The following is a 22,782-nucleotide window of genomic DNA, read 5'->3' as shown; positions in this document are numbered from 1 at the left end:
TCCGCCACCCATGAATCCACCGCAGAATCCCGCCGCCGGCATCGCCGCCGCCAATCCGGCTCCGCCGCCCGCCGCCTCATCGGATCCGTCCACCGCCTTCAAGGTGCTGGGCGCGATCAGCGTGGCGCACCTGATGAACGACATGATCCAGTCGATCCTGTTGGCCATCTATCCCATGCTGAAGGATTCGTTCAGCCTGTCGTTCGCGCAGATCGGCCTGATCACGCTGGTCTACCAGCTCGCGGCCTCGCTGCTGCAGCCTTTCATCGGTTTCTACACGGACCGCCATCCCAAGCCGTACTCGCTGCCGGTCGGCATGGGCTTTACCCTGCTGGGGCTGCTGTTGCTGTCGGTGGCGCCGTCGTTCGGCTGGCTGCTGGTGGCCGCGGTGCTGGTGGGCACGGGCTCGTCGGTGTTCCACCCGGAGTCCTCGCGCGTGGCGCGCATGGCGTCCGGCGGACGCCATGGCCTGGCGCAGTCGCTGTTCCAGGTGGGCGGCAACGTGGGCTCGGCGCTGGGGCCGCTGCTGGCCGCGCTCTTCATCATTCCGCACGGCCAGCGCAGCGTGGCCTGGTTCTCGCTGGCTGCGCTGTTCGGCATCGTGGTGCTGACCGGCATCGGCCGCTGGTACAGCGCCAACCGCGTCCTGCTCAAGCCGCGCGCGCGGCGCGAGGGCGCGGGCAACGGGCTGTCGCGCAACCAGGTGCTGGGCGCGCTGGCGGTGCTGGGCGTGCTGGTGTTTTCCAAGTATTTCTACCTGGCCAGCCTGAACAGCTATTTCACCTTCTACCTGATCGACAAGTTCGCGCTGTCGGTGCGCGAGGCGCAGCTCTACCTGTTCCTGTTCCTGGCCGCGGTGGCGGTGGGCACGGTGGTGGGCGGGCCTGTCGGCGACCGCATCGGCCGCAAGATCGTGATCTGGGTGTCGATCCTGGGCGTGGCGCCGTTCACCCTGCTGCTGCCCTATGTGAACCTGTTCTGGACCGGCGTGCTGGTGGTGATCATCGGCATGGTGCTGGCCTCGGCGTTCTCGGCCATCGTGGTCTATGCGCAGGAGCTGGTGCCGGGCAAGGTGGGGATGATCGCCGGGCTGTTCTTCGGTTTTGCCTTCGGCATGGGCGGCGTGGGCGCCGCGGCGTTGGGCAAGCTGGCCGACGCCACCAGCATCGGCTACGTGTATCAGGTCTGCGCCTATCTGCCCTTGCTGGGCGTGGTGGCGATCCTGTTGCCGAATGTGGAGAAGGCGCGCCGCTGAAGGCGGGGCCGGGCCTGGCGCCGCAAAGCCATGCGGCTCGCGGCGCCAGGCCGGGAGGGCATCAACCGGCTCGCACCGCGCTCAGGTGAGGGCGGCCGATTTCAATGCCGGTGATGTCGCCGGCCGCGCCATGGTGGACGATGCAGGTGTGCGACGACCGGACCTGCATCAGCTGCGCCGGGCTGATCGCGAAGCTGGCCGCCACGCGGCGGTCGCCCACCGGCTTGATGGGCTTGCGGCGGTCGCGGCCGCCGAACTTGCGATGGTTGTAGACGGCCCAGGCCACCAGCACGCCGGCGTTGACCACCGCCAGCAGGGCATAACCCCACAGCGTGTGCACGGTGGGCAGGAACACCGGCCACAGCGAGACATCGGGGCCGCCCGCGGCGGCGCGCAGGATCGCCAGGATGCCGGCGCCGAACAGATAGACGAAGGCGAACCAGCCGATGGCGGTCAGGACCAGGTCGAACAGGTAACCTGCGCGGGAACGTTGCGTGGTGATGATCATGACGATGCGTCCGGTGATTTGATGCCCCGGTCCGGGCTGGTCCAGCGCGCGCGACGGGCCTGCTTGCGGAGCATGACTTTGGGGAAGCTGACCAGGGTGGTGAACAGGCTCACCATCCAGAAGGCCAGCGGATACCAGATGACCCAGTACAGCGAGCGGGCCAGGCCGGGCTCGTAGCGGCGGTCGATCAGGATGCTGACGACGAATTGCAGCAGGCAGACCACCGCCAGCATCATGCCGGTGAAGGCGGGGGGCATCAGGCTGGCGATCTGCATGTTGTTGGGCAGCGTGACCACCTGGCTGATGGCCCACAGCAGCACCGACACGCCGAAGGCGAAGGCCCAGGCGGTGGACAGGCAGAACTCGGCCATCAGCGGCCACAGCCGGCGATGGCGCCAGACCCAGATGGAGCGCAGGTTCTTCAGGAAGACCTCGGCGCCGCCCTGAGCCCAGCGCAGCCGCTGCTTCCACAGTCCGCGCAGGGTTTCGGGCATGAGGATCCAGCACAGGCCGCGCGGCTCGTAGAAGATCGACCAGTGGTCGCGCTGCAGCTTCCAGCTGATGTCGATGTCCTCGGTGATCATGTCCAGGCTCCAGTAGCCCACGCGGTCCAGCGCCGCGCGCCGGAAGGCGGCGACCACGCCGGAGACCGTGAACACCTGGCCGTAGACGCGCTGGGTGCGCTTGATCAGGCCGATGATGGAAGAGAACTCGCCCACTTGGATGCGCCCGATCATGGTGGAGCGGGTGCGGATGCGCGGGTTGCCGGTGACGGCGCCCACGCGCGGATTGTCGATCAGCGGCGCGACCAGGTAGGCGGCCGCGTCCGGATCCAGCATGGCGTCGCCGTCGATGCAGACCAGGTACTCGCTGCGCGCGGCCATGGCGCCCATGCGCAGCGCCATGGCCTTGCCCTGGTTTTGCGCCAGGTGCACCACGCGCAGCCGCGGATGGGCGGCGGCCATGCGGTCCAGCATGCCGGCGGTGCCGTCGCTGGAGCCGTCGTTGATGGCGATGACTTCGATGTGCGGATAGTTCTGGCCCAGCGCGGCCAGCAGCGTCTCCTCGCCGTTGTCGGCCTCGTTGTAGCAGGGCACCAGGATGGACACCAGCGGATTGCCGGCCAGGGCCGGCGGCTGGCTGTCCTTGCCCCATTTCCAGTGCCGCTCCCAATGCCACCAGAAATAGATGCCGCCGGCCATCCACATGCCGGACATGAACAGGGGGTAGAAGAACACGAAGCCCAGGAGCGCCTCGCCGGTCAGCATCAGGGTGAAGCCGAAGGGCGCGCCAAGCACCGCGCAGAGAATCAGCAGGGCAATCAGACGGTCTGTCATTTGATCGGATACCAGGCTTCGGAAATGGCGGGCCGGATGCCTTGCAGCCGGGGCTGGTCTTGCGAGAAATCGTCGGGGTAGTAGCCGAAGCTGCGCGAGCCGCGCAGCTGCAGCCGCTTCATCCAGCCGGCGAGCACGGCCGTGTCGACGGGCGTGGCCTCGGGGCGGCCGGGGCCGGTGCGCCAGTCGCGGGCCTGCAGTTCGAACACGGTCTTGTCCAGCGCCCCGGGGCGCTGCGCGACGGTGTCGACCAGCCGGTCCAGCCAGGCGTTTTCCTGGCCGTGGGGCACGTTTTCCATCAGCGGCATCGCCATCGGCGCGGTCCAGTCGTAGGCGCCGAGGAAGTCGTCCAGGTTCTGCGCGAACCAGGTCTCGCTGCCGGGGTTCAGGATGGGTTCGGCAAAGATGTTGCGGGCGGTCTTGATCTGCGGGCCGCGCACCGCGCGCACCCGCTGCGTGAGTTCGGTGGTGAAGTCCACCAGCGCGCGGCTCTTGTAGCGGGTCCAGCGTTGCAGGGTGTCGGGATCCGCGCGCAGTTCGGCGATGCTGCCCGGCAGGCCCGCGGCGCGATAGGCGGCCAGCGCGCCGGGGCTGGCGTCTTCGAAGTCCGACAGCAGCGCGTCGTCATGGAACAGGACGCCGTCGAAGATCGCGTAGCGGGACAGGTCTTCGTACAGGTCGCCGATGCGCGCGCGCACGGTGGCGTCGAACGGTGACAGGCGGCGGTACTGGTCGGGATCCGGCTCAGGCTGCGCCTGGCCTTCCTGCCAGCGCGTGACACGGGGCAGGGCAGGATCCAGGTCGAACGACAGTACCGGCATCCAGGCATAGACCATCACGTTGGCGCGGTTGTGCAACTGCCAGGCGACGCGGTTGAACAGGTCGGCGCGCATCGGCAGCCAGCGGTTGGGGAAGTAGACCGACTTCACCAAGCCGTCGCCCACGGGGTCCGAGTAAGCCTGCAGGAATACCGTGTTGATCTGCATGTCCAGGATGCGCTGCACCAGCTCGCCCAGATTGCGGTCGGTCTGCGCCGGGTCCGGGTCGTAGACATAGTCCAGGTCCACGTGCGCCACGCGCATGAAGGGCTGGGTTTCCATGCCGACCACGCTGTTGGCGAAGGGCTTGAGTGTCGGGTCGCTGGACAGCAGCAGGCGCGGCGTGGACATCAGGCGGCCGACGCGGCCAGGGCCGTCCTCCAGCGTCAGCGCCAGCTGATAACCATGCTCGGCGGTGATGCGCAGGGTGGAGCCGCCCTCAGCGCCGTAGGGCCAGACCCAGACGCGCGGCTTCTTGCCGGTGGCGCGGCGGATCTTCTCGGTGATGGCGGCGACGTCGCCACCCATGCGGGCCTCGAATTCCGCCTCGGTCTCGTAGCGGCGGGTCTGCGCGTCATAGGCGCGGATGGCGGCCGCCGGCTCGGTATTGCCCTGGGGATTGGCCAGCGCGCCGTAGTGCGAGGCATTGGTGTGCGCGGCGATTTCCACCAGTCCGGAGCGCGAGATCTCGCGGATCTCGTCCCAGTTCAGGAAGCGCTTGCGGTCCTCGGGGCTGCCGCCGAAGTCCACGCGCCGGTTGGCGGGCGTGTCCATCCAGACGCCGACCGGCGCCAGCAGCGCGGGCCATTGGTAGGCTTTGAGGATGGGCAGCACGCGGGTGTAGAAGCTGCGGTAGCCGTCGTCGAAGGACAGCAGCACGGCGCGCTCGGGCAGCGGCTTGCCGCCCTGGCGGGCGGTCAGGATCTGGTCCACGGTGACGGCCTGGTAGCCGTTGGCGCGCAGCCAGGCCAGCTGCTCGACCAGGCGGTCGGTGCGCACGCTGAGAAAGCCCTGGTCGGGGTCTTCGTCTTCCACGTCGTGGTAGGCCAGGGCCAGGAACTGGCCCTGGACCCAGGGCTGCTCGGCAGGCGCGACTGGGCGCTGGTCCGGCGGCGTATAGACGGGAATGTCCTTGGCGCAGGCGGTCAGCGCCAGGATCGCGAGCAGCAGCAGGCCGGCGAGAATCAGGCGGGTATGGGTTTTAAGCATCATGGCGTTACTCGGATCCGGGTTCAGAAGCGGTACGTCAGGTCGAACACGATGCGCAGTTCGCGCTCGCGTTCGCCGTCGTACGGGCGGCTGGTGCCGGTGATCATGGCGCCCATGTCCAGGACGTCGTTGGCGCGAAAGCGCTGGCCGTAGCCCAGCGCAATCACGCCGCCGGTGCCATAGCCTTGCTGGGTGTACGTGCCCGCGCCCAGCGTGCCGATCTGTTCCCAGGCGGTTTCGTAGCGGCGATACAGGGTGTGGGTCAGGCGCACGCCGGGCAGCAGCATCAGGTCCGAGCGCGGATTGAAGTAGGGCACGTTGCTGTCGTGGCTGTTGCGCTGGGTGGACGCCTCGAATTCCAGGTCCGCCAGCAGGTGCGGCGCGGTGTAGACGCGCTCGCGCCCGGCCAGGCCCAGCGCCCAGCGGTTGTTGCCGTCGCTGAAATGCGAGGGCGACAGCGCCAGCGTCCACTCGCGGCGCTCGTCGGCGCGCCAGCGCACGAAGGCCGACAGGCTGTTGGACGAAACGTCGCTGGTCAGCGCGCGCAGCGGCGTTTCGCGCGACATGATTTCGCCCGAGCCGCCCACCTGCCAGTGGTCGTCCACGTCGTAGGCGACCGACAGGCGGGCGCCGGGCTTCACGCCATAGCCATAGTCGTGGGTGGAGACTTCGCCTTCGATGGTGAGATCGCGGCCGCGCCATTCCACGCCGGTGCGCAGCCAGCGGTAGTTGCCGCGGCCTTCCTCGAAGTCGCCGGAGGCGTAGCCGCCGCCGCCGAAGACCCGCCAGTTGTAGTCCAGCGGCGAGGAATAGAGCACGGCGTCGATGCCGAAATCGCCGCTGCCGGTGACCGGGCTGTCCGAGGCCAGCCCGCGGTAGCCGTTGATGCGCAGTTCGGCCTTGTTGTGCACTTCCCATTCGCGGGCCAGGCGGCGGCTGGTCAGATTTTCGGGCGAGCGGGCCATGGTGTCCTGCGACAGCGCTTCGGCCTGGCGCCATTCCTGCAGGTCCAGGGCGGTGAAGCCCTGGCCGTTCTCCACACCCAGGCTGCGCGGGGCCAGCGTCTCCGCCATCTTCAATTCGACCTCGGAGGCGCGGGGGAGCGAACGGGCGCGGTGGACGGTGGCCAGGTCGCTGCGCAGGCCGGAGTTGTTCGGCGCGTTCTCGACCATCTCTTCGAGGCGCTGCCGGGCGGCGACGGTGTCGTTGGCCTGCAGGCGGGCCGATGCCAGGGTTTGTCGGCTTTCCAGGTTCAGGTCGTTGGGCATGCGGGTGGCCTGGCCCTTGTAGTACAGCCAGGGGGCGTAGCCCGATTCGACTCCGTCGGTGACCGCGCCGGTCTCGCTGAACTGTTCGCCCTCGGCCAGCGAGTAGTACAGGCCGGTCTCGGTCGCCAAGCGCTGCTCGGCAGCGTCGCCGCGCAGGGCGTCATCGGCCGCGACCTGGCGATAGAGGTCGCGGGCGCGCTCCGGCTGGCGCACGTACAAGTAGGCCGAGGCCACGTCATTCAAGGCGTAGCGCGGCACCGTGACGCCCTCGGCCAGCAGGGCTTCGTATTCGCGGACCAGCTCGGCCATGCGCACGCGCACGTGCAAGGCGTGCAAGCGGTCGATGCGGGCGCGCAGCGCGTCGGCGCGGGCGTCTTCCTGCTGCTGCCAGGCGGGGATCAGTTCGTCGTAACGGGCCAATGCCTTGTCGGCCAACACGAAACGCTCGGCCTCCGACCGCGTGGGCATGGCCGCCAGCCGCACCTGTTGGGCCAGCGCGTCGGCCTCGAAGCCGCGCATCTGGCCGGCGTCGAACAGGTCCTGGTGGCGGCGCGCAAGCTCCAGCGCCACGTCAGCCATGCGCGCGCGCTGCAGCGCCCAGATGTACTCGCGCAATACGTAAGAGGTGTCGGGCGCGGCGGCCAGGGCCAGGTCGGCCTGGTGCAGCGCTTCGTAGGGCTCGCCCTGGCGGGCGTGGACGTAGCTCAGGGCAAGGCGGGCGTCGACATCGCGGGGATGCCGCTTGAGCCAGCGCGCCGCGGCTTCGCGCGCCTCGGGGTAGCGGCCGGCGTCGGCCAGGGTCATGATCTCGCCGGCGCGAAAGGCCGATTGTCCTGGATGGCGGCGCGCTCCGGCCTGGTACGCGGCCAGCGCCTCGGGCCAGCGCTGCAGGTCGCGGTAGGCGCGCGCCACGGCGAGCTGGATGTCGGCGGGCAGCGCCGCGCCTTGCGGCAACTGCTCGTAGGCGGTGACGGCTTCGGCAGGCTTGCCGGCCCAGCCCGCGATGATGATGTGGTCGTAGATGGCGCGGTTGCCGCCGGCCGGCCCTTGCTGGCGCAGCATGGCCAGCGCGGGTTCGTAGTTGCCGGCGCGTGCTTGCGCGATCAAGGCGTCATAGTCATTACCGGGGCCGGCCAACGCCATGGCGGGAGCTAGGATGGCGCAAGCCGCCAGCAGGCTCAGTCTCGGTCCAACGGCACCCTGGGGTGTCGATCCTCTGTTTTGCATCTGTCTTACTTCCGCAGTTGCGACTCGGGCGTTCCTGTTCCGGCCGCCCAGGGGCATGCCTTTTTTCGGCGCGAGCCGAGGCGACGCCTGGCGCAAAGGCGCCGGCGGCACGGGAAGGAACGTTGGGTTAGGACTGCGCGGCGCCCGCTGCGGGGACCTTCGCACTCGCGCAATGGGAGTGCATGGCTAGTACGCGCCACGCCCGTAGGGCGTGATTGCGGCGCTCTTCGCGGCACCGTCAATGGTCCGAATTATAAGTGTGTTAACTGTCAGTCAACTGTCAATTAGTGCAAAGGGTTGTGGCGCAAGGCGCGCCGTGGCGTATTCTTCGTCGCTTGTCGCGCAATCGTCTTGGCGCGGGCGGTAAAGGTTCAGGGCGAAACGGCGTGCGGCGACGGACGGGCGCCAGGTAGTGCCTTTCTGTCGCGGCACGGGTAACAAAAAGCGTCAGGGGTGGAGGGATGTAACGCCTCCAGACGCATGAACCCAGTGCAACAGCAATGACGAGTGACGGCGAACGCCCGCGGGGCGCGAGCCGGCAAACACCATGACGACTTCTCTTTTCTTTTTGATGTGGGGCCTGGCCACGGCTCTGGCATTGCCATTGCTGGCGTCGCTGCGCGCCCGCGACGTGGGCGGCGTCGGTGCGTTCACGGCGGGAAACGCGCTGGCCGTGCTGTCGCTGCTGGCCTATGCGGCCTCGCAGTTCTTGCCGCCCGGCGTCTATGTGATGGTGTCGAACGCCGCCTGGGTCTGCGCGGTCAGCCTGGTCTACGTCGGCGTGCGGCAGTTCTTCGGCCTGCGCCCGCTGGTGCGGCGCACGGCAGTCCTGGGCGCGCTCTGCATTGTCGCGTTCGCGCTGATGCTGTACGGGATCGACGCGCTGCGGGGACGTATGCTGCTGTTTTCGGTGTACACGTTCACGGCCATGATGGCGACGGGCCTGGTGTTTTTTCGCCAGCGCAGGCGGTTGCAGACGCGCGGCGTGATGCTGTATCTGATGCTGGCGAGCTTCGGCCTGGCGGCCTTGCATGCCTTGCGCGTGCTGGTCTACACCATCGGCGGGCAAGAGCCTTCGTCGCTGCTCGATCCGACCCCATGGGGCCTGTTCTTCATCGTCTGCGGGACCGTGACCGTGCCTGGACTGTTCCTGGCGCTGCTGTTGTTGATCCAGACCAGCCTGTCCGAGCAGATGCAGGCCGCGCTGACCTTCGACGGCCTGACGGGCGCCTATTCGCGCCGCAGCATCATGGACGACCTGGAGCGCGAACTGCAGCGCTGCAAGCGCGCCGGCGGCAAGCTGGCGGTGCTGGTGCTGGACATCGACCACTTCAAGTCCATCAACGACCGCTACGGCCATGCCGCGGGCGACGCGGCGCTGCGGCATTTCTCGCAGGTCGTGCAGCGCGCGGTGCGCGCCAGCGACCGCTTCGGCCGGCTGGGCGGCGAGGAATTCGTGCTGTTGATGTATGACTGTGATCCGGCCCGCGCGCTGGTGCAGGCCCAGCGCGTGTGCGACGCCTTGCGCGACACGCCTTTCCACCTGCAAGGGCGGGAGGTGCGCATGACCACCAGCGGCGGCCTGGCTTCGTATCAGTCGGGAGACGGCGCGGACGGCATCCTGGCGCGCGCCGACGATGCGCTGTACCGCGCCAAGGCGCTTGGCCGCGACCGCGTGGAGATGGCCTGGATCGGCCGCCCTGCGGGCCGCGCGCAGGAGCGCGGCCCGGCGGTGCAGGAGGAGGCTAGGGCTTGAGGTGTTCCGTCAGGAACTTCTCCATGGCTTCGTAGAACTCGAACTTGTTCTCGTCGTTGTGAAAGCCGTGGCCTTCATTGTCCTTGACCATGTACTCGACCTCGACGCCGCGGGCGCGCAGCGCCTGGACCATCTGGTCGCTCTCGTCCTTGTTCACGCGCGGATCCTTGGCGCCCTGGGCCACGAACAGCGGCGTCGTGATCTTGTCCGCGTGCAGCGCGGGCGAGGTGGCGGCCAGGCGTTCGCGGTCGCGTTCGGGGTCGCCCACCATGTCCTGCATCTTGTCCAGCATGGGCTTCCAGTACGGCGGAATGGACTTCATGAACGTGAACAGGTTGGACACCCCCACGTAGTCCACCGCGGCGGCGTAGAGGTCGGGCGTGAACGCCACGCCGGCCAGCGTGGCGTAGCCGCCGTAGCTGGCGCCGTAGATGCCGATGCGCTTGGGATCGGCGATGCCCTGCTTGATCAGCCATTGCACGCCGTCGGTGATGTCGTCCTGCATCTTCAGGCCCCATTGGCCGAAGCTGGCTTCCCAGAAGGCGCGGCCATAACCGGTCGATCCGCGGAAGTTCATCTGCAGCACGCAGAAGCCGCGGTTGGCCAGGAACTGCACTTCGGGGTTGTAGCCCCAGCTGTCGCGCGCCCACGGGCCGCCGTGGGGATTCACGATGCAAGGCAGGTTCTTCGGATCGCGGCCGGCGGGCAGCGTCAGGTAGCCGTGGACCGTCAGTCCGTCGCGGGTCTGGTAGCTGATGGGCTGCACGCGCGACATGTCCGCTTCGGGAATGGCGGGGTTGATGTCGGCCAGCTTGCTCAGCGTGTCGGCGGCGGCGTCGTAGATGTAGCGCGAGCCGGGCGTGCGGTCGTTGTAGGCGGCGACGATGAACTTGTCTTCGTCGCGGTTGGAGCCCTGGATGGCGAAGTCGTAGCCCTCGAGCTTGGCCGACAGCTTCTTGAAGAGGGTCTCGCTCTGCGCGTCGAAGAACTTGTACTGCGGCTTGTCGGTCTGGTAGGCGGCCACCGTCAGCACGCGGCGCTTGCGCGAGTAGCCGGCGGAATCCAGGTCGACCGTGTCAGGCGTGAAGATCTCTTCCTCGGCCTCGGGCTTGGCGGGGTCGATAACCACCAGCGACAGCTTGTCGCGGCCCCGGTTGGACAGGGCGTAGAACTTCTTGTCGTCGAAGGTGAAGAACGCCGGGCTTACGCTGGTGCGGTAGTCGGTGGTGATGAGCGGACGGAACTCGGACGATTCATTGTCGCGGTAGAGCAGGGTGGTGTTCAGGCCGTCGCTGGCGACGGCGGCGCGCACCTTGCCGGCGTGGTCGGTCTGCCAGCCGACGATGTTGCCCGGATTCTGCGCCACCAGCACCGCGGCGCCCGTGTGCACGTTGACGCGGTAGACGTCGAAGACTTCAGGGTTGCGCTGGTTGTGGCTGATGAGGACGTGGTTGGGATCGTCTTCCAGATCGTCTTCGATGCCGGCGCGCACGCCTTCATAAGGCGTCAGGTCGGTGATCTTGCCGGTCTTGGCGTTGACCGCCAGCACGTGGAAGTTCTCGTCGCCGCCGAAATCCTTCTGGTAGAGCACGACGTCGGCGCCTTTCCAGAAAAAGTTGCTGATGTCGCGCGCGGTTTCGCTGGTCAGCTGGCGCGGGTCCCCCACGGGCGTGCTGCCTTGCAGCGGCTGCACGTAGATGTTCATGCGGGCGGGGTTGCCGTCCACGCTGGTGGGCTGCATGAAGCCCAGCGTGCGGCCGTCGTCGGCCAGGCGGAAGAAGCCCCGCTCGGGGTTGCGGAAGAAATCCTTGAGGGGATAGGCGCGCGGCGGTTGCGCGGCGCTGGCGCCCAGCGATACGCCGATGATGCTGGCGGCCAGGACGGTGCGCTTGAGGAATGAGAACAAGGGGGACCTCCGAAGTTGCCGCGGCGGGCGCGCTGCGCCGGCCGCCGGGTGGTCCGCCGATAATGCCATAGCGGCGCGGGCGGTGTCGAACCGCCTGCGCGCGCGCAGGCCGTGCGCAAAGCCTTACTGCGGCTCCAGTCCGGTCGCCTTGACGATGGCGCCGTACTTGGCCATTTCGGCGCCGATGAAGGTTTTGAACTCCTGCGGCGGCTTGTAGGCAATGGCCAGGCCCTGGCCTTGCAGTTTCTCCTTTACGTCGGCGGCTTGCAGCGCCTGCGCCGTGTCCTTGGAAATGCGCTCCACCAGGGCGGTCGGCATGCCGGCGGGGCCGAACAGGCCGAACCAGTTGGAGAGGTCGAAGTCGTCCAGGCCCACTTCCTTGGCGGTCGGCGTCGAGGGCAGCACGCTCTGGCGCTGGGGGCCGGCGATGAACAGCGGGTGCAGCTTGCCGGCGCCGATCTGGCCGATGATGGCCGGCGCGGTGGCGAAGAAGATGTCGATCTGGCCGCCCACCAGATCGGCCACGGCCAGGGCCGTGCCGCGATAGGGCACGTGGGTCAGGTTCATGCCGGAACGCACCCGCAGCAGCTCGCCCGCCAGATGCTGCTGGCCGCCCATGCCGGGCGAACCGTACACCAGCGGCGCCTTTGCGCCCTGGCGCTGGAGGTCGCCGTAGGTGGTGGCGGGCAGCTTGGGGCCGCTGACCAGCACCAGCGGCGCATCGGCCACCAGGGCGATGGGCTGCAGGTCCTTCAAGGGGTCGTAGCGCATCTGCTTGTAGACCAGCTTGTTGATCGACACCTCGGGCGTGTAGGCCAGCAGCAGGGTGTAGCCGTCGGGCGTGGCGCGCGCGACCTGTTCGGCGCCTATCATGCCGCTGGCGCCGGACTTGTTTTCCACGATGACTTGCTGGCCCCAGCTCGTGCTCAGCTTCGCCGCCAGGATGCGGGCGATCACGTCGGTGGCGCCGCCGGGGGTGTAGGCGACGATCAGGCGCACCGGCTTGTCGGGATAGGGCTGCGCCTGGGCGGCCGGCGCAAGGCAGGCCACGGCCAGCATGCCCGCGAGTTTGATTGCGTGTCGAAACATGGGATGGCTCCTGTGCGGAAGTATGGATTCAGCCGCGCTGGATCAGCAGCAGCGCCTGGTCGGGCAGATGGCGGCGTGAGTAGCCGGCCCAATCGTCCTGGGCTTGCAGCACGCGCTGGGCGGTCAGGTCGACGACGCGCTTGAACGCGCCGGCCTCGACCTGGCGTTTGAGGACCTGGCCGGATCCATAGGCCAGTTCGTAGGCCTGTCCGCCGGACTGGTAGCGGCACAAGCGCATGCCGGCCTCGCCGTCGATCCGTTCGACCCTCCCGCCGTCCGCGGCCTGGTCCGCGAAAACCGCGTTCAGCGCGGCCAGCGCCAGTCCGGCGGGCCGCGGATCGTAGCGGCGGTCGATCAGGCCGTTGCGCGGAAAGTAGCCGCGGTCCACGTCCATGAAAGTGTCGAAGGAATAGCTCACCGCGTCCGTGGTCCGGGCCGCCAGGAAGGCTTCCGCCACCAGGGCGGCGATGGCGGTGTCGTCGGTGTTCGCCGCCGCCAGCCGGTCGGCCAGCTTGACGCCCACGTTGATGGACGCGCCCCAGTCGCGCGCCTGCCCGGCCAGTTGCTGATGCGTGGCGATCAGGTCGGCGCCCCAGTCCAGGCGCACGGTGAAACCGTCCAGGTTCTTCCGCGCGAAGTGCGGCAGGAGAGCGGATTGCGAGGCTTCCAGTTCGGACGCGCGCAGGCCGGTGTTGACGAAATGGCTGTAGTGCTTGCCGTCGAAGTGGGCGTCGTCCGCGCCCGTCCGGATCTTGCAATAGATGAGGCGGGCATCGGTGTGTTCGCGCAGGCGCTGCAAGGCCGCGCCCGCATCTTCCAGCGCCTGGGCGTTCAGGTTGATCTCGATGGCGGCGATGGCCACGCCGTGCTCGCGCGCCTGTTGCAGCAGCCTGGCGTCAGGCAGGCCCAGCGAGGTCAGCACGAAGCGGTGGCCGACGTCGGACATGAGGCGCGCGCGGCGCAGGGTCTTGTCGTCGCGCAGATCCTGCACCGGGATCTTGAGCGTGCGCAGCCCCATTTCCCACATGGCCATCAGCGGGTAGTCGTTGCGCGCCAGTTTGCGGCCGAACTCCTGGACCCCGCCGGTGCAGGGGATCTCGACGATCTCGGCCCAGGGGTGCCGCATCTCGACCGCGATGCCGTCGCAGGCGGCGGTCTTGGTGTGGACGGTGGGCAGCGTGCGCGCCGCCGCCCGGCCTGGCTCGGCCTCGCCGCGCATGGCGCCGTGCGTGCGGATCAGCTTGGCCACATGGCCGTGCTCGTGCACGTCGACGATGAAGTAGCCGAATTTTTCGACGTCGCCGCGGCCGAATTCGTCCGCCGGCGGCACCCGGTAGAACTCGGAAAAATCATGCCGCAGGAAGGCGGTCGACGGCAGCATGTAGATCTCCGCGCCGCCGATGACGTCGTACCAGAAATTGTGGACGTGGCCAGCGAAAACGCCCTCCACGCGCGGATCGGCCAGGCGCGACAGCAGCCAGCCGCGGCCGGGTTCGTCGATGTTGTCGTAGGAGCCGCGTTCGTCCGCATCGTGCAGATAGGGCGGGTAATGCAGCGACACGAATACGCGGCCGCTGGCGCTGGCCAATTGTTCGTCGATCCAGGCGCGCTGCGCGGCGTCGGCTTCCAATCCGGAATTGAACAGCAGCGAATTCAGGAACAGGAAACGGACGTTGCCATGGTCCACCGCGTAATAGTCCGGGCCGAACACCTGGCGGTACTTGTCCAGGTAGTCGTCACAGACGATGTCCGCCGGCATCCAGTCGATGCGCTTGTCGCCGACGTCGTGGTTGCCGGGCACCAGGTGCAGCGGCATGTCGATCTGGCCAGCGATGGCCTTGAAGCGGCCGGCGGCCACCTCGAACGAAGGCATGCTGGGCACTGGGTGGACGATGTCGCCCAGGTGGATGGTGAAGGCGGGCGCGGGATCGAGGGTGGCGATGTCGGCGAACACGTGCCGCGCCCGGGCATTGGCGCGGGCGTTGGTGGCAAACGGCGATGCGCAGGTGTCCTCGGATTCATTGACGTGGGTGTCGGCCACGACGGCAAAGCTGAACAGGCGGGCGCCCAGCGGCTGGCGGGAAAAGTGGGAATTCGTCATCGACTGCCCTTTTCAATTTCAATAAATGGAATTCAAGTGTGTATAGTGAACTGAATGTTTGTATTTCGGCAGGCGATATACTGTCAATGCTCCGGAACCCTAGGCCGCCATGCATTCCAAAACGCCGCTCAACTACGAACTCGAATCCCGCGCTTCGCTGGAAGCGCATCCGCGATTTGCCTCCACGCTCTCCAACGGCTTGGACGTGCTGAAGTGCTTTTCCGCGGCCGAGCCGCAGCTGGGCAACAAGGAAATCGCCGAAATGCTTGGGCTGACACGCCCGACGGTCTCCAGGCTGACGTTCACGCTGGTGGGCCTGGGCTATCTGCGGCGCGACGAACGCACCGGCAAGTACTCGCTGGGTCCGGCGGTGCTGACGCTGGGCTATCCCTTGCTGGTGCACCTGACGCTGCGGCAGCTGGCGGCGCACGACATGATCGAACTGGCGCGCTATGCCAAGGGGCCGGTGTCCATGGCCATCCGCGACCGCCTGCAGGTGGTCTACGTGGAAACGGTGCACGACGGCGCGTCGAACGCCTCGCGCCCGGATATCGGTTCGGCCCGCCCCTTGCTGCGCACCGCCACCGGGCGGGCGCTGCTGTATGCGCAGACGCCGGACGAGCGCGAACTGATCTGCGGCCGGCTGGCCGAGGAGTTCCCGGAGGACTGGGAACGCTTCGGTCCATCGCTGCAACCCGCGTTCGACGCCATCGACGAGCACGGCTTTTGCGTGGTCAGCAAGGACTGGCGGGCCGAGCTGTGCGGCATCGCCACGCCGATGCGCTATCGCTCCAATGACCTGCCGCTGGCCTTCAACGTGACGATTCCGGCCGACAACCTGGACGAAAAGCACGTGTACGAGACCCTGGGCCCGCGCCTGCGGACCCTGGTGAAGAACCTGGAATACCGCATCGGGATCATGTGAACGGGACGGCGCTTATCGCGCGCGGCGGATATGCGGGATAATCGCGGGCACAGATCTGGAGATACACATGCATTGGAAACTGGTCGCGGCTTCGGCGCTGGCCCTGGGCCTGGCAGGCTGCTCGATGGGCATCTCGCCCGGCACGTCGCCGCACAGCGAATTCAAGGCCCCAGTGGCCTTCAAGGACGCCTACGACGCGGCGATCCGGCAGGCCAATGCCTGCCTGCGCAGCACCGACAACGCCTACCGCGTGGTGGACACCCTGAACGAAAGCGCGCAGTCCGGCGTGGTGCAGGTGCTGGCGCCCTATAGCGACAACGAGATGACGCGGGTCGAGTTGAAGGCGGCCGGCCCCAAGACCACCGATGTGCGCATCGCGGTGTGGGGCAAGGGCACCTGGGACGCGGCCGCCATGCGCGCGATGCAGGACGCCGTCTATTACAGCCTGGTGTCGTGCAGCAGCTATATGCCGCTGGATCCGCGTCCGCCGGTCAAGCCCTCGCGCGACCTGCCCAACTGAGGCGCAGGCGCCGGCGGCTTGCCGCCGCAGGCGCGCTCAGTCGCTGCCCGGGCGGCGGCGGATGATCTTGAACGTCGCGGTGGCGCGCGCCACCAGCTCGCCGTCGGCGCGCCGGACCTCGCCTTCGCAGAAAGCGATCGAGGCCCCTTTGCGCAGGCAGCGCGCCTCGATCACCAGGTCGCCCGTGCCGGGCGACAGGAACGAGGTGTTCATGTCGATGGTGGCCATGCCTTCCTTGCCGTCGGCCGAACCGCGGGCGGCGGCGCTGAGCGTGAAGTCCAGCACGCTCATCAGCGTGCCGCCATGCACGTCGCCGCGGCTGTTGGCCAGATCGGCGCGCCAGGGCAGCGAGGCGCGGGCATAGGCCGGCGCGATGCTCTCGGGCACCAGGCCGATGAAATGCATGAAGGGAATGGTCAGGCCGAAGTAGTCGGTTTGGGGCGTTGAGGCTGCAGTCATGGACCGTTGCGGGCAAGAATGGAAAGTGGGTTGTCGCCGGTCATAATATAGGTTTTGCCACGGGGTTTCAGGCGATGAACGGCTCATGGGGGCATCACCACCATGATTGAAATACGGAAGATCGTGCATGTGGACATGGATGCGTTCTACGCGTCCGTGGAACAGCGCGACAATCCGGAATTGCGCGGCAAGCCCGTGGTCGTGGCCTGGACCGGACCGCGCTCGGTGGTGTGCGCCGCGTCCTATGAAGCGCGGCGGTTCGGCATCCATTCAGCCATGTCCGCGGCTCGGGCGGAGCGGCTGTGTCCGCACGCAATCTATGTGCCGCCCGATTTCAACCGCTATCGCGAGGTCTCGCGCCAGGTCAGGCAGATATTCGCCCGCCATACCGACATGATCGAGCCCCTGTCGCTGGACGAGGCCTATCTCGACGTCACGGTCAACAAGCTGGGCCTGCCCTCGGCCACCGAGGTCGCGCAGGTCATCCGGCAACAGATCCGCGAGGAAACCGGACTGACGGCCTCGGCCGGCGTCGCGCCCAACAAATTCCTGGCCAAGATCGCGTCCGACTGGAACAAGCCCGACGGCCTGTTCGTGGTCCGGCCGGCCAAGGTGCTGGCCTTCCTGGAACCCTTGCCGGTGCGCAAGGTGCCGGGGGTGGGCAAGGTGACGCAGGCGCGCCTGGAGCAGCTGGGCATCCATACCGTGGGCGACCTGGCCACGCATGGCGCCCAGGAACTGGAGCATTACTTTGGCCGTTATGGCCGGCGCCTGTATGAACTGGCGCGCGGCATCGACGAGCGCGAGGTGCAGACCGACCAGCCCTTGCAGCAGGTATCGTCGGAAACCACCTTCTCGCAGGACATCCGCCTGGACGCGGTGGGCGAGGCCATCGACCGCATGGCCGAACGCGTATGGGACCAGGCGCTCAAAAAAGGCGCCTTGGGCCGCACCGTGGTGCTCAAGCTGAAGACGGACCGTTTCCGCATCCTCACGCGCAGCCAGACCAGCCTGAATCCGCCCGGATCGGCGGCGGAGCTGGCCGCTGTCGCCAGGCTGCTGTGCGAACGCGTGGACCTGCCGCCGGAAACGCTGTACCGGCTGGCGGGGGTGGGGATGAGCAATTTCGCCGACCCGCAGGAGCAGTCGCGCCAGCCCGATCTGTTCGGGGGCGCGTTCTGATCCGAGCGGGGCGGCTGGCAGCCAGGCCCGGCAGGGCTCAGGCCAGGCGGGACTTCACTTGCTGGGACAGCGCCGTCATGTCGGCGCGGCCGGCCAGGGCCTGTTTCAGCAGCGCCATGACCTTGCCCATGGCGGGCGCGCCGGTCACGCCTTGCGCGGCCACTTCCGCCAGCGCGGCGTCGATGGCGGCCGAGACTTCCTCGGGCGTCGCGGCTTGCGGCAGGAACTCCTGCAGCACGAGCAGTTCGGCCTTTTCCTGTTCGGCGGTTTCGGTGCGGCCGGCCTGTTCGAACGCGGCGATGGACTCGCGGCGCTGCTTGACCTGCTTTTCGATGATGGCCGTGATCTCGGCGTCGTTCAGGTCGCGGCGTTCGTCCACTTCCTTCTGCTTGACGGCCGCCAGCAGGAAGCGCAGCGTGGTCAGGCGTTCGGCGGCCTTGGCGCGCATCGCGTCCTTGACGGAATCGGAGAGGCGGGTCTTGAGCGTAGCAGTGCTCATGGGTAAACCTTTGTGGTGTGCGACAAACAAGCAGTTTAAACCGGCGGCGGGCGTTTCCCGCGGCCGTGCCGCGCCTTACTTCACCTTGGCCAGGTCGCCGCGCAAGGCGACGCCGGCCACCATGGCGCCGGCATGGCATTCGTAGTCGGTCTTGCTGCTGAATTCGTTCTTGCGGTAGTAGCTGATGATATTGGTTACCGCGTTCGCGCCGGCCTTCTTGGCCGCTTCGTGCAACGCGATGATGGCGGATTGGGCCACCCACAGGCAGGCGTCTTCATCTTTCTTGGCGAAGGCGTTGGTCTTGCGGTTGGTGACGACGCCGGATTCCAGCACCGTGCCCTTGGGGCCGGTGCCGGCCAGGTAGAACTTGACGCTGCCGTCGATCTTGCCGGCGGCCTGGGCGGCTTCGACCGCGGCCTGCATGGGCAGATGGACGGTACGATCCGCCGCCAGGGCTTGCGCCGAGCAGGCGAGCGACAAGGCCAGGGCGGCCGACAGCTTGCAAGAGACGTTCATGACAGGCATTCCATTCGTGACAGGGGAAAACACGGGTGTTGCGGACTTCAGCGCCAGCGGCGGAAGATCAACGAGGTGTTGATGCCGCCGAAGGCGAAGTTGTTGTTCATGACGTACTCGTTGCTCATGCTGCGGCCCTCGGTGAGGTAGTCGAGTTCGCCGCAGCGCGGGTCGACGTTGCGCAGGTTGAGCGTGGGCGCGTACCAGTCGCGGTTGAGCATCTCGATGCTGAACCACGACTCCAGCACGCCGCAGGCGCCCAGGGTGTGGCCCAGATAGCTCTTCTGCGAGCTGATGGGCATGCGGTTGCCGAACAGGCCGTGCGTGGCCTGCGTTTCGGCGATGTCGCCCTGTTCCGTGGCGGTGCCGTGACCATTGACGTAGCCGATGGCTTGCGGCGGCAGGTGGGCGTCGGCCAGCGCCATTTCCATGGCGATGCGCATGGTGCTGGCTTCGGGGCGCGTGATGTGGGTGCCGTCCGAATTGCTGCCGAAGCCGACGATTTCCGCGTGGATGCGCGCGCCGCGCGCCAGCGCGTGGTCCAGCGATTCCAGCACCAGCATGCCGCCGCCTTCGCCGATCACCAGGCCGTCGCGGTCGCGGTCATAGGGGCGGGGCGTAAGTTCGGGTGTGTCGTTCTTCTGGCTGGTCGCGTAGAGCGCGTCGAACACCAGGGCTTCGCTGGCGCACAGTTCTTCCGCGCCGCCGGCCAGCATCAGGTCCTGGCGGCCGTAGCGGATGGCCTCGTAGGCATAGCCTATGCCCTGGCTGCCCGAGGTGCAGGCGCTGGACGTTGGGATGATGCGGCCCTTCAGTTCGAAGAAGATGCCGACGTTGGCCGCGGTGGTGTGGGGCATCATGCGGACGTAGGAGTTGGCGTTCAGGTCGTCCGTCACGCCATTGAGCAGCATGTTGCCGAAGGCGCGGATTTCCGCCGTGCTGCCCACCGACGAGCCGCAGGCCACACCCATGCGGCCGTCGGCGATGCGGGGATCGCCCAGCAGCGCCGCGTCATCCAGCGCCAGCTCCGCCGCCCGCACCGCTAGCTGGGAAACCCGCCCCATGCTGCGCAGCTGCTTGCGGGTCCAGTGCGCGGGCGTGCGGAAGTCCTCGATGGGGCCGGCCAGGCGGGTGTTCAATTCGGCGTAGCGCGACCAGTCGGGCATGACGCGGATCGCGCTGCGGCCCGCCTGGAAGGCTTGCTGCACGCTGGCCCAGTCGTTGCCGAGCGCGCTGATGCCGGCCATGCCGGTGATGACGACGCGTTTCATCAGCACAGTCCTCCGTTGACGGCGATGACCTGGCGCGTGATGTAGGCGGCGCCGGGAGACATCAGGAATACGACGGCGGCGGCCACTTCCTCGGGGCGTCCCATGCGTTGCGCGGGCACGGCCTTCAGGATTTCCTCGACCGGCACGTGTTCGTCGATCATGTCGGTGTCGATCAGCCCGGGCGCCACGCAGTTGACGGTGATCTGGCGCTTGGCCAGTTCCACGGCCAGGGCCTTGGCCGCGCCGATGAGGCCGGCCTTGGAGGCGCTGTAGTTCACCTGGCCGCGGTTGCCCACCAGGCCGGACACGGACGCCATGCAGACCACGCGGCCAGCGGCGCGGCGGCGGATCATGGGCATGGCGAGCGGGCTGAGCACGTTGTAGAAGCCGTCCAGGTTGGTGCGCAGCACTTGGTCCCAGTCGTCGCCGGTCAGGGCGGGAAATGCGCCGTCGCGGGTCAGGCCGGCGTTCAGGACCACGCCGTAATAGGCGCCGTGCGCGTCGATGTCGGCCTGCAGGGCAGCGGCGCATTGCTGGCGGTCCGCCACGTCGAATTGCAGCACGCGCGCCTGGCGTCCGCGCGCCTGGACTTCGGCCTGCACGGCTTGCGCCTGGTCGCGTTGCTGGCGGCAGTGCAGCACCAGGTCGTGGCCGGCGTCGGCCAGGGCCAGCGCGATGGCGCGGCCGATGCCGCGGCTCGAGCCGGTTACGAGGATGGGGGCAGCGCTCATTCGGGTGATTCTTCCTGGATAAAAGCGGCTGGGTCCTTGGGCTGGTAGACGTTCAGCCTGGCCTCGGCCAGCAGGCGCGAGTCGTCGCGCAGTTCGCATTCGAAGACGCTCATGCCGCTGGCGTCGACCAGCCCGCGGCGCGCGTGTATGGTCAGTTGGGCGCCGGCGGGCAGCGCGTCGGCATGGCATTCATAGCGCCGCGTGCCGAGCAGAAAGCCTAGTTTGACGGGTTCGCCCGCCAGGCGCGCCTGGCAGCCGGCCCAGGCGCCCACGGCCTGCGCCATCAGCTCCATGCCGAGCCACGGCGGCAGCGAGCCGTCGGGCAGCGAGTAGGGGCCGGGCTTGACCACGGCGCGCGCGGTCAGGCCGTCGGCGTCGTGGCTGCGGACCTCGTCGATCAGGATCATGTCGCCGGCGTGAGGCAGCAGGCTGGAGACGGGCCAGGACGTCATGCTTGCGCTCCCAGGATCAGGCTGGCGTTGTTGCCGCCGAACGCGAAGGAATTGCTCATGGCCAGGCGCGGCCGGCCTTGCGGGTAGCGGTGCCGTGCGGTGCTGAAATCCAGCGCCGGCAGCGCCGGATCGGCCTGGCCGTCCCAGACGTGGGGCATCAGCCGTCCTTCGGCATTGCCGGCCGACAGCGTGGCCCAGGCCAGCGCCGCTTCCAGCGCGCCGGCCGCGCCCAGCGCGTGTCCGGTGAGCGCCTTGGTCGAGGCGCAGGGCACGCCCTGCGGAAAGACGGCGTGCATGGCCTGGCTTTCCATGGCGTCGTTGTGCGTGGTGCCGGTGCCATGCAGATTGACCCAGCCTATGCTGGCCGCATCGACGCCGGCGGATTGCAGGGCGGCCTGCATGGCTGCCCGCGCGCCGGCGCCGCTGGGTTCGGGCGCGGACATATGCCAGGCGTCGGAACTGGCGCCGCCGCCCAACAGCGCCACGGACCGCTCATCGGCCGGTTCGCGCTCCATCAGGAACAGGACGCCGGCTTCGCCGATATTGATGCCGCGGCGGTTGGCCGAGAACGGCAGGCACAGCGTGTCGTCTATGGCTTCCAGCGTGGCGAAGCCGTTGATGGTCAGGCGGCACAAGGTGTCCGCACCGCCGCAGACCACCGCGTCGCACAGGCCCGCGGCCAGCAGGCGGCGCGCGGACAGCAGGGCGCGGGCGCTGGAGGTGCAGGCGGTGGACAGCGTATAGGCGGGCCCGGTGGCGCCCAGCCAATCCGCGAAAAATGCGGCGGGAGACGACAAGGCCTGGCGGCGGTAGTCGTAGTTGTCCGGCCATGCGCCCTGCGCCGCCTGTTGGCGGAAGGCGGGCGCGTTGTCGTTGACGCCGGAGGTGCTGGTGCCCAGCACCACGGCGACGCGGCCGGCGCCGTGGCGGGCCACGGCGGCGCGCAATCGCGGCTCGATCTGCAACGCGGCGGCCAGCAGCAATTGATTGTTGCGGCTGCGGTGATGGGCGGGCAGCGTTGCGGGGAAGGGCGGCAGTGCGCCGGCATGGCCGCCTAGCGTCAGGGTGCGGCCGCGGACCCAGTCCGATTGCGGGCGCATGCCAGAGGTGTCGCCCGCGAATGCGGCGCGGGCCACGGCGTCGATGCCGGCGCCCAGCGCGCACACCACGCCGGGCGTAGCCAACCAGGTGTTCATGGCTGCTCCTTCAAGGGCGAGATCCGCCAGGTGATGTTATCGGCGGTGGTGATGACGAATGTGCCGGCTTGCGCGGCCTGCGGCCAGCGCACGCTCCAGCGCGGGCGGCCTCGGTCCAGCAGTTCGCGTTCCGCCGCGCCGTCGTCCCTGCGGCTGGCGCGCCAGTTGCCGGCGCCATAGGCCGCGTCCAGCTCCGCATCGGGCGTCCACGCGAAGATCAGGGCGGCGAACAGATCGCGCGCCTGGGCATTGGGCCGCAGGAAGCCGTCGTTGCGCCATTGCCCATGCTCCAGCATCTGCCGCGCCTGCGGCACGCCCATGGGATCGAACAGCGACCAGCGCAAGGCGGCGCCTTCGCGCTGCACCACCAGCAGCGTGTCCAGGGCGGGCTGGCCGGCGGCGGATTGCACCACATGCAGCTGCCGCGGCAGCGAAAAGTCCGCGTCGCGCGCCGGCACGGGCGGCGCGCCCGCGCAGCCCGCCAACAGGGCGAGCGCCACGGCCGCGCCCAGGGCGCGCACGGCGGACAGGAAGGAGGTGCGGACGGCGGCCATGGT

Annotated in this window: 20 protein-coding genes; 5 read left to right on the top strand and 15 right to left on the bottom strand. The window is 68.2% G+C overall.

The features are described from left to right. Positions 1 to 10 precede the first annotated feature (10 nt). Positions 11 to 1,255 carry an MFS transporter gene (locus tag FOC84_RS01245; RefSeq protein WP_173142832.1) on the top strand — a complete coding sequence of 415 codons (1,245 nt, stop codon included), beginning with the start codon at positions 11 to 13 and terminating at the stop codon, positions 1,253 to 1,255. Between the two features lie 61 nt (positions 1,256 to 1,316). On the opposite strand, the gene pgaD is transcribed toward FOC84_RS01245, so the two are convergent. From pgaD to pgaA, 4 genes are read right to left on the bottom strand one after another with little or no spacing between them, the layout of a single operon-like run. Further along, complete coding sequence (gene pgaD / locus FOC84_RS01240) at positions 1,317 to 1,763, bottom strand: poly-beta-1,6-N-acetyl-D-glucosamine biosynthesis protein PgaD (RefSeq protein ID WP_173142831.1); 447 nt, start codon at positions 1,761 to 1,763, stop codon at positions 1,317 to 1,319. Then, a complete protein-coding gene (gene pgaC / locus FOC84_RS01235) occupies positions 1,760 to 3,100 on the bottom strand; it encodes a poly-beta-1,6-N-acetyl-D-glucosamine synthase (RefSeq protein ID WP_173142830.1) in 1,341 nt (446 codons plus the stop codon). Before pgaC ends, pgaD begins: the two co-directional genes overlap by 4 nt. Next, positions 3,097 to 5,130 carry a poly-beta-1,6-N-acetyl-D-glucosamine N-deacetylase PgaB gene (pgaB, locus tag FOC84_RS01230; RefSeq protein ID WP_173142829.1) on the bottom strand — a complete coding sequence of 678 codons (2,034 nt, stop codon included), beginning with the start codon at positions 5,128 to 5,130 and terminating at the stop codon, positions 3,097 to 3,099. Before pgaB ends, pgaC begins: the two co-directional genes overlap by 4 nt. A gap of 20 nt (positions 5,131 to 5,150) precedes the next feature. After that, a complete protein-coding gene (pgaA, locus tag FOC84_RS01225) occupies positions 5,151 to 7,622 on the bottom strand; it encodes a poly-beta-1,6 N-acetyl-D-glucosamine export porin PgaA (RefSeq protein ID WP_173142828.1) in 2,472 nt (823 codons plus the stop codon). Between the two features lie 547 nt (positions 7,623 to 8,169). Here pgaA and FOC84_RS01220 point away from each other — a divergent pair. After that, positions 8,170 to 9,378, top strand: a complete 1,209-nt coding sequence (locus tag FOC84_RS01220; RefSeq protein WP_173142827.1) for a GGDEF domain-containing protein — start codon at positions 8,170 to 8,172, stop codon at positions 9,376 to 9,378. Here FOC84_RS01220 and FOC84_RS01215 read toward each other — a convergent pair. The 3 genes from FOC84_RS01215 to FOC84_RS01205 form a co-directional block, all read right to left on the bottom strand. Continuing rightward, positions 9,368 to 11,284, bottom strand: a complete 1,917-nt coding sequence (locus tag FOC84_RS01215; RefSeq protein WP_173142826.1) for a S9 family peptidase — start codon at positions 11,282 to 11,284, stop codon at positions 9,368 to 9,370. The genes FOC84_RS01220 and FOC84_RS01215 overlap by 11 nt on opposite strands. Before the next feature lie 123 nt (positions 11,285 to 11,407). Further along, on the bottom strand, positions 11,408 to 12,373 hold the full coding sequence (locus tag FOC84_RS01210; RefSeq protein WP_173142825.1) for a Bug family tripartite tricarboxylate transporter substrate binding protein: 966 nt from the start codon (positions 12,371 to 12,373) through the stop codon (positions 11,408 to 11,410). A gap of 28 nt (positions 12,374 to 12,401) precedes the next feature. Continuing rightward, positions 12,402 to 14,474, bottom strand: coding sequence for a metallophosphoesterase (locus FOC84_RS01205; protein ID WP_173142824.1), 2,073 nt, complete (start codon positions 14,472 to 14,474; stop codon positions 12,402 to 12,404). A 109-nt stretch (positions 14,475 to 14,583) separates the two neighbouring features. Here FOC84_RS01205 and FOC84_RS01200 point away from each other — a divergent pair, with 109 nt between their 5' ends. Both FOC84_RS01200 and FOC84_RS01195 read left to right on the top strand, forming a co-directional pair. Then, entirely contained in the window at positions 14,584 to 15,399 is an 816-nt protein-coding gene (locus FOC84_RS01200; RefSeq protein ID WP_173142823.1) for an IclR family transcriptional regulator, read from the top strand. Between the two features lie 67 nt (positions 15,400 to 15,466). After that, positions 15,467 to 15,919, top strand: coding sequence for a BPTD_2524 family lipoprotein (locus tag FOC84_RS01195; RefSeq protein ID WP_173142822.1), 453 nt, complete (start codon positions 15,467 to 15,469; stop codon positions 15,917 to 15,919). Positions 15,920 to 15,955: 36 nt separating this feature from the next. Here the strand turns inward: FOC84_RS01195 and FOC84_RS01190 are convergent, their stop codons facing one another. Further along, positions 15,956 to 16,378: a PaaI family thioesterase gene (locus FOC84_RS01190; protein WP_173142821.1), complete on the bottom strand. Its 423-nt coding sequence runs from the start codon at positions 16,376 to 16,378 to the stop codon at positions 15,956 to 15,958. Between the two features lie 102 nt (positions 16,379 to 16,480). Between FOC84_RS01190 and dinB the strand changes: the two genes are divergently transcribed. Next, entirely contained in the window at positions 16,481 to 17,560 is a 1,080-nt protein-coding gene (gene dinB, locus FOC84_RS01185; RefSeq protein WP_088139760.1) for a DNA polymerase IV, read from the top strand. 37 nt (positions 17,561 to 17,597) lie between these two features. Here the strand turns inward: dinB and FOC84_RS01180 are convergent, their stop codons facing one another. From FOC84_RS01180 to FOC84_RS01150, 7 genes are all read right to left on the bottom strand, one after another. After that, a complete protein-coding gene (locus FOC84_RS01180) occupies positions 17,598 to 18,059 on the bottom strand; it encodes a GatB/YqeY domain-containing protein (protein WP_173142820.1) in 462 nt (153 codons plus the stop codon). 75 nt (positions 18,060 to 18,134) lie between these two features. Continuing rightward, a complete protein-coding gene (locus FOC84_RS01175; RefSeq protein ID WP_173142819.1) occupies positions 18,135 to 18,575 on the bottom strand; it encodes an excinuclease in 441 nt (146 codons plus the stop codon). A 47-nt stretch (positions 18,576 to 18,622) separates the two neighbouring features. Then, entirely contained in the window at positions 18,623 to 19,846 is a 1,224-nt protein-coding gene (locus FOC84_RS01170) for a beta-ketoacyl-ACP synthase (RefSeq protein ID WP_173142818.1), read from the bottom strand. Further along, positions 19,846 to 20,577: a 3-oxoacyl-ACP reductase FabG gene (fabG, locus tag FOC84_RS01165; protein ID WP_173142817.1), complete on the bottom strand. Its 732-nt coding sequence runs from the start codon at positions 20,575 to 20,577 to the stop codon at positions 19,846 to 19,848. Before fabG ends, FOC84_RS01170 begins: the two co-directional genes overlap by 1 nt. Next, positions 20,574 to 21,029, bottom strand: coding sequence for an ApeP family dehydratase (locus tag FOC84_RS01160; RefSeq protein WP_173142816.1), 456 nt, complete (start codon positions 21,027 to 21,029; stop codon positions 20,574 to 20,576). Before FOC84_RS01160 ends, fabG begins: the two co-directional genes overlap by 4 nt. Continuing rightward, positions 21,026 to 22,225, bottom strand: coding sequence for a beta-ketoacyl-ACP synthase (locus tag FOC84_RS01155; RefSeq protein ID WP_173142815.1), 1,200 nt, complete (start codon positions 22,223 to 22,225; stop codon positions 21,026 to 21,028). The genes FOC84_RS01160 and FOC84_RS01155 overlap by 4 nt, the downstream gene beginning before the upstream one ends. Beyond that, positions 22,222 to 22,779 carry a hypothetical protein gene (locus FOC84_RS01150; protein WP_173142814.1) on the bottom strand — a complete coding sequence of 186 codons (558 nt, stop codon included), beginning with the start codon at positions 22,777 to 22,779 and terminating at the stop codon, positions 22,222 to 22,224. The genes FOC84_RS01155 and FOC84_RS01150 overlap by 4 nt, the downstream gene beginning before the upstream one ends. Positions 22,780 to 22,782 lie beyond the last annotated feature (3 nt).

It is taken from the genome of Achromobacter pestifer, from assembly GCF_013267355.1.
GTDB classification, from domain to species: domain Bacteria; phylum Pseudomonadota; class Gammaproteobacteria; order Burkholderiales; family Burkholderiaceae_B; genus Achromobacter; species Achromobacter pestifer_A.
The sequence above is the reverse complement of the archived record's forward strand: the minus strand, read 5'-3'. Positions and strand labels throughout refer to the sequence as shown.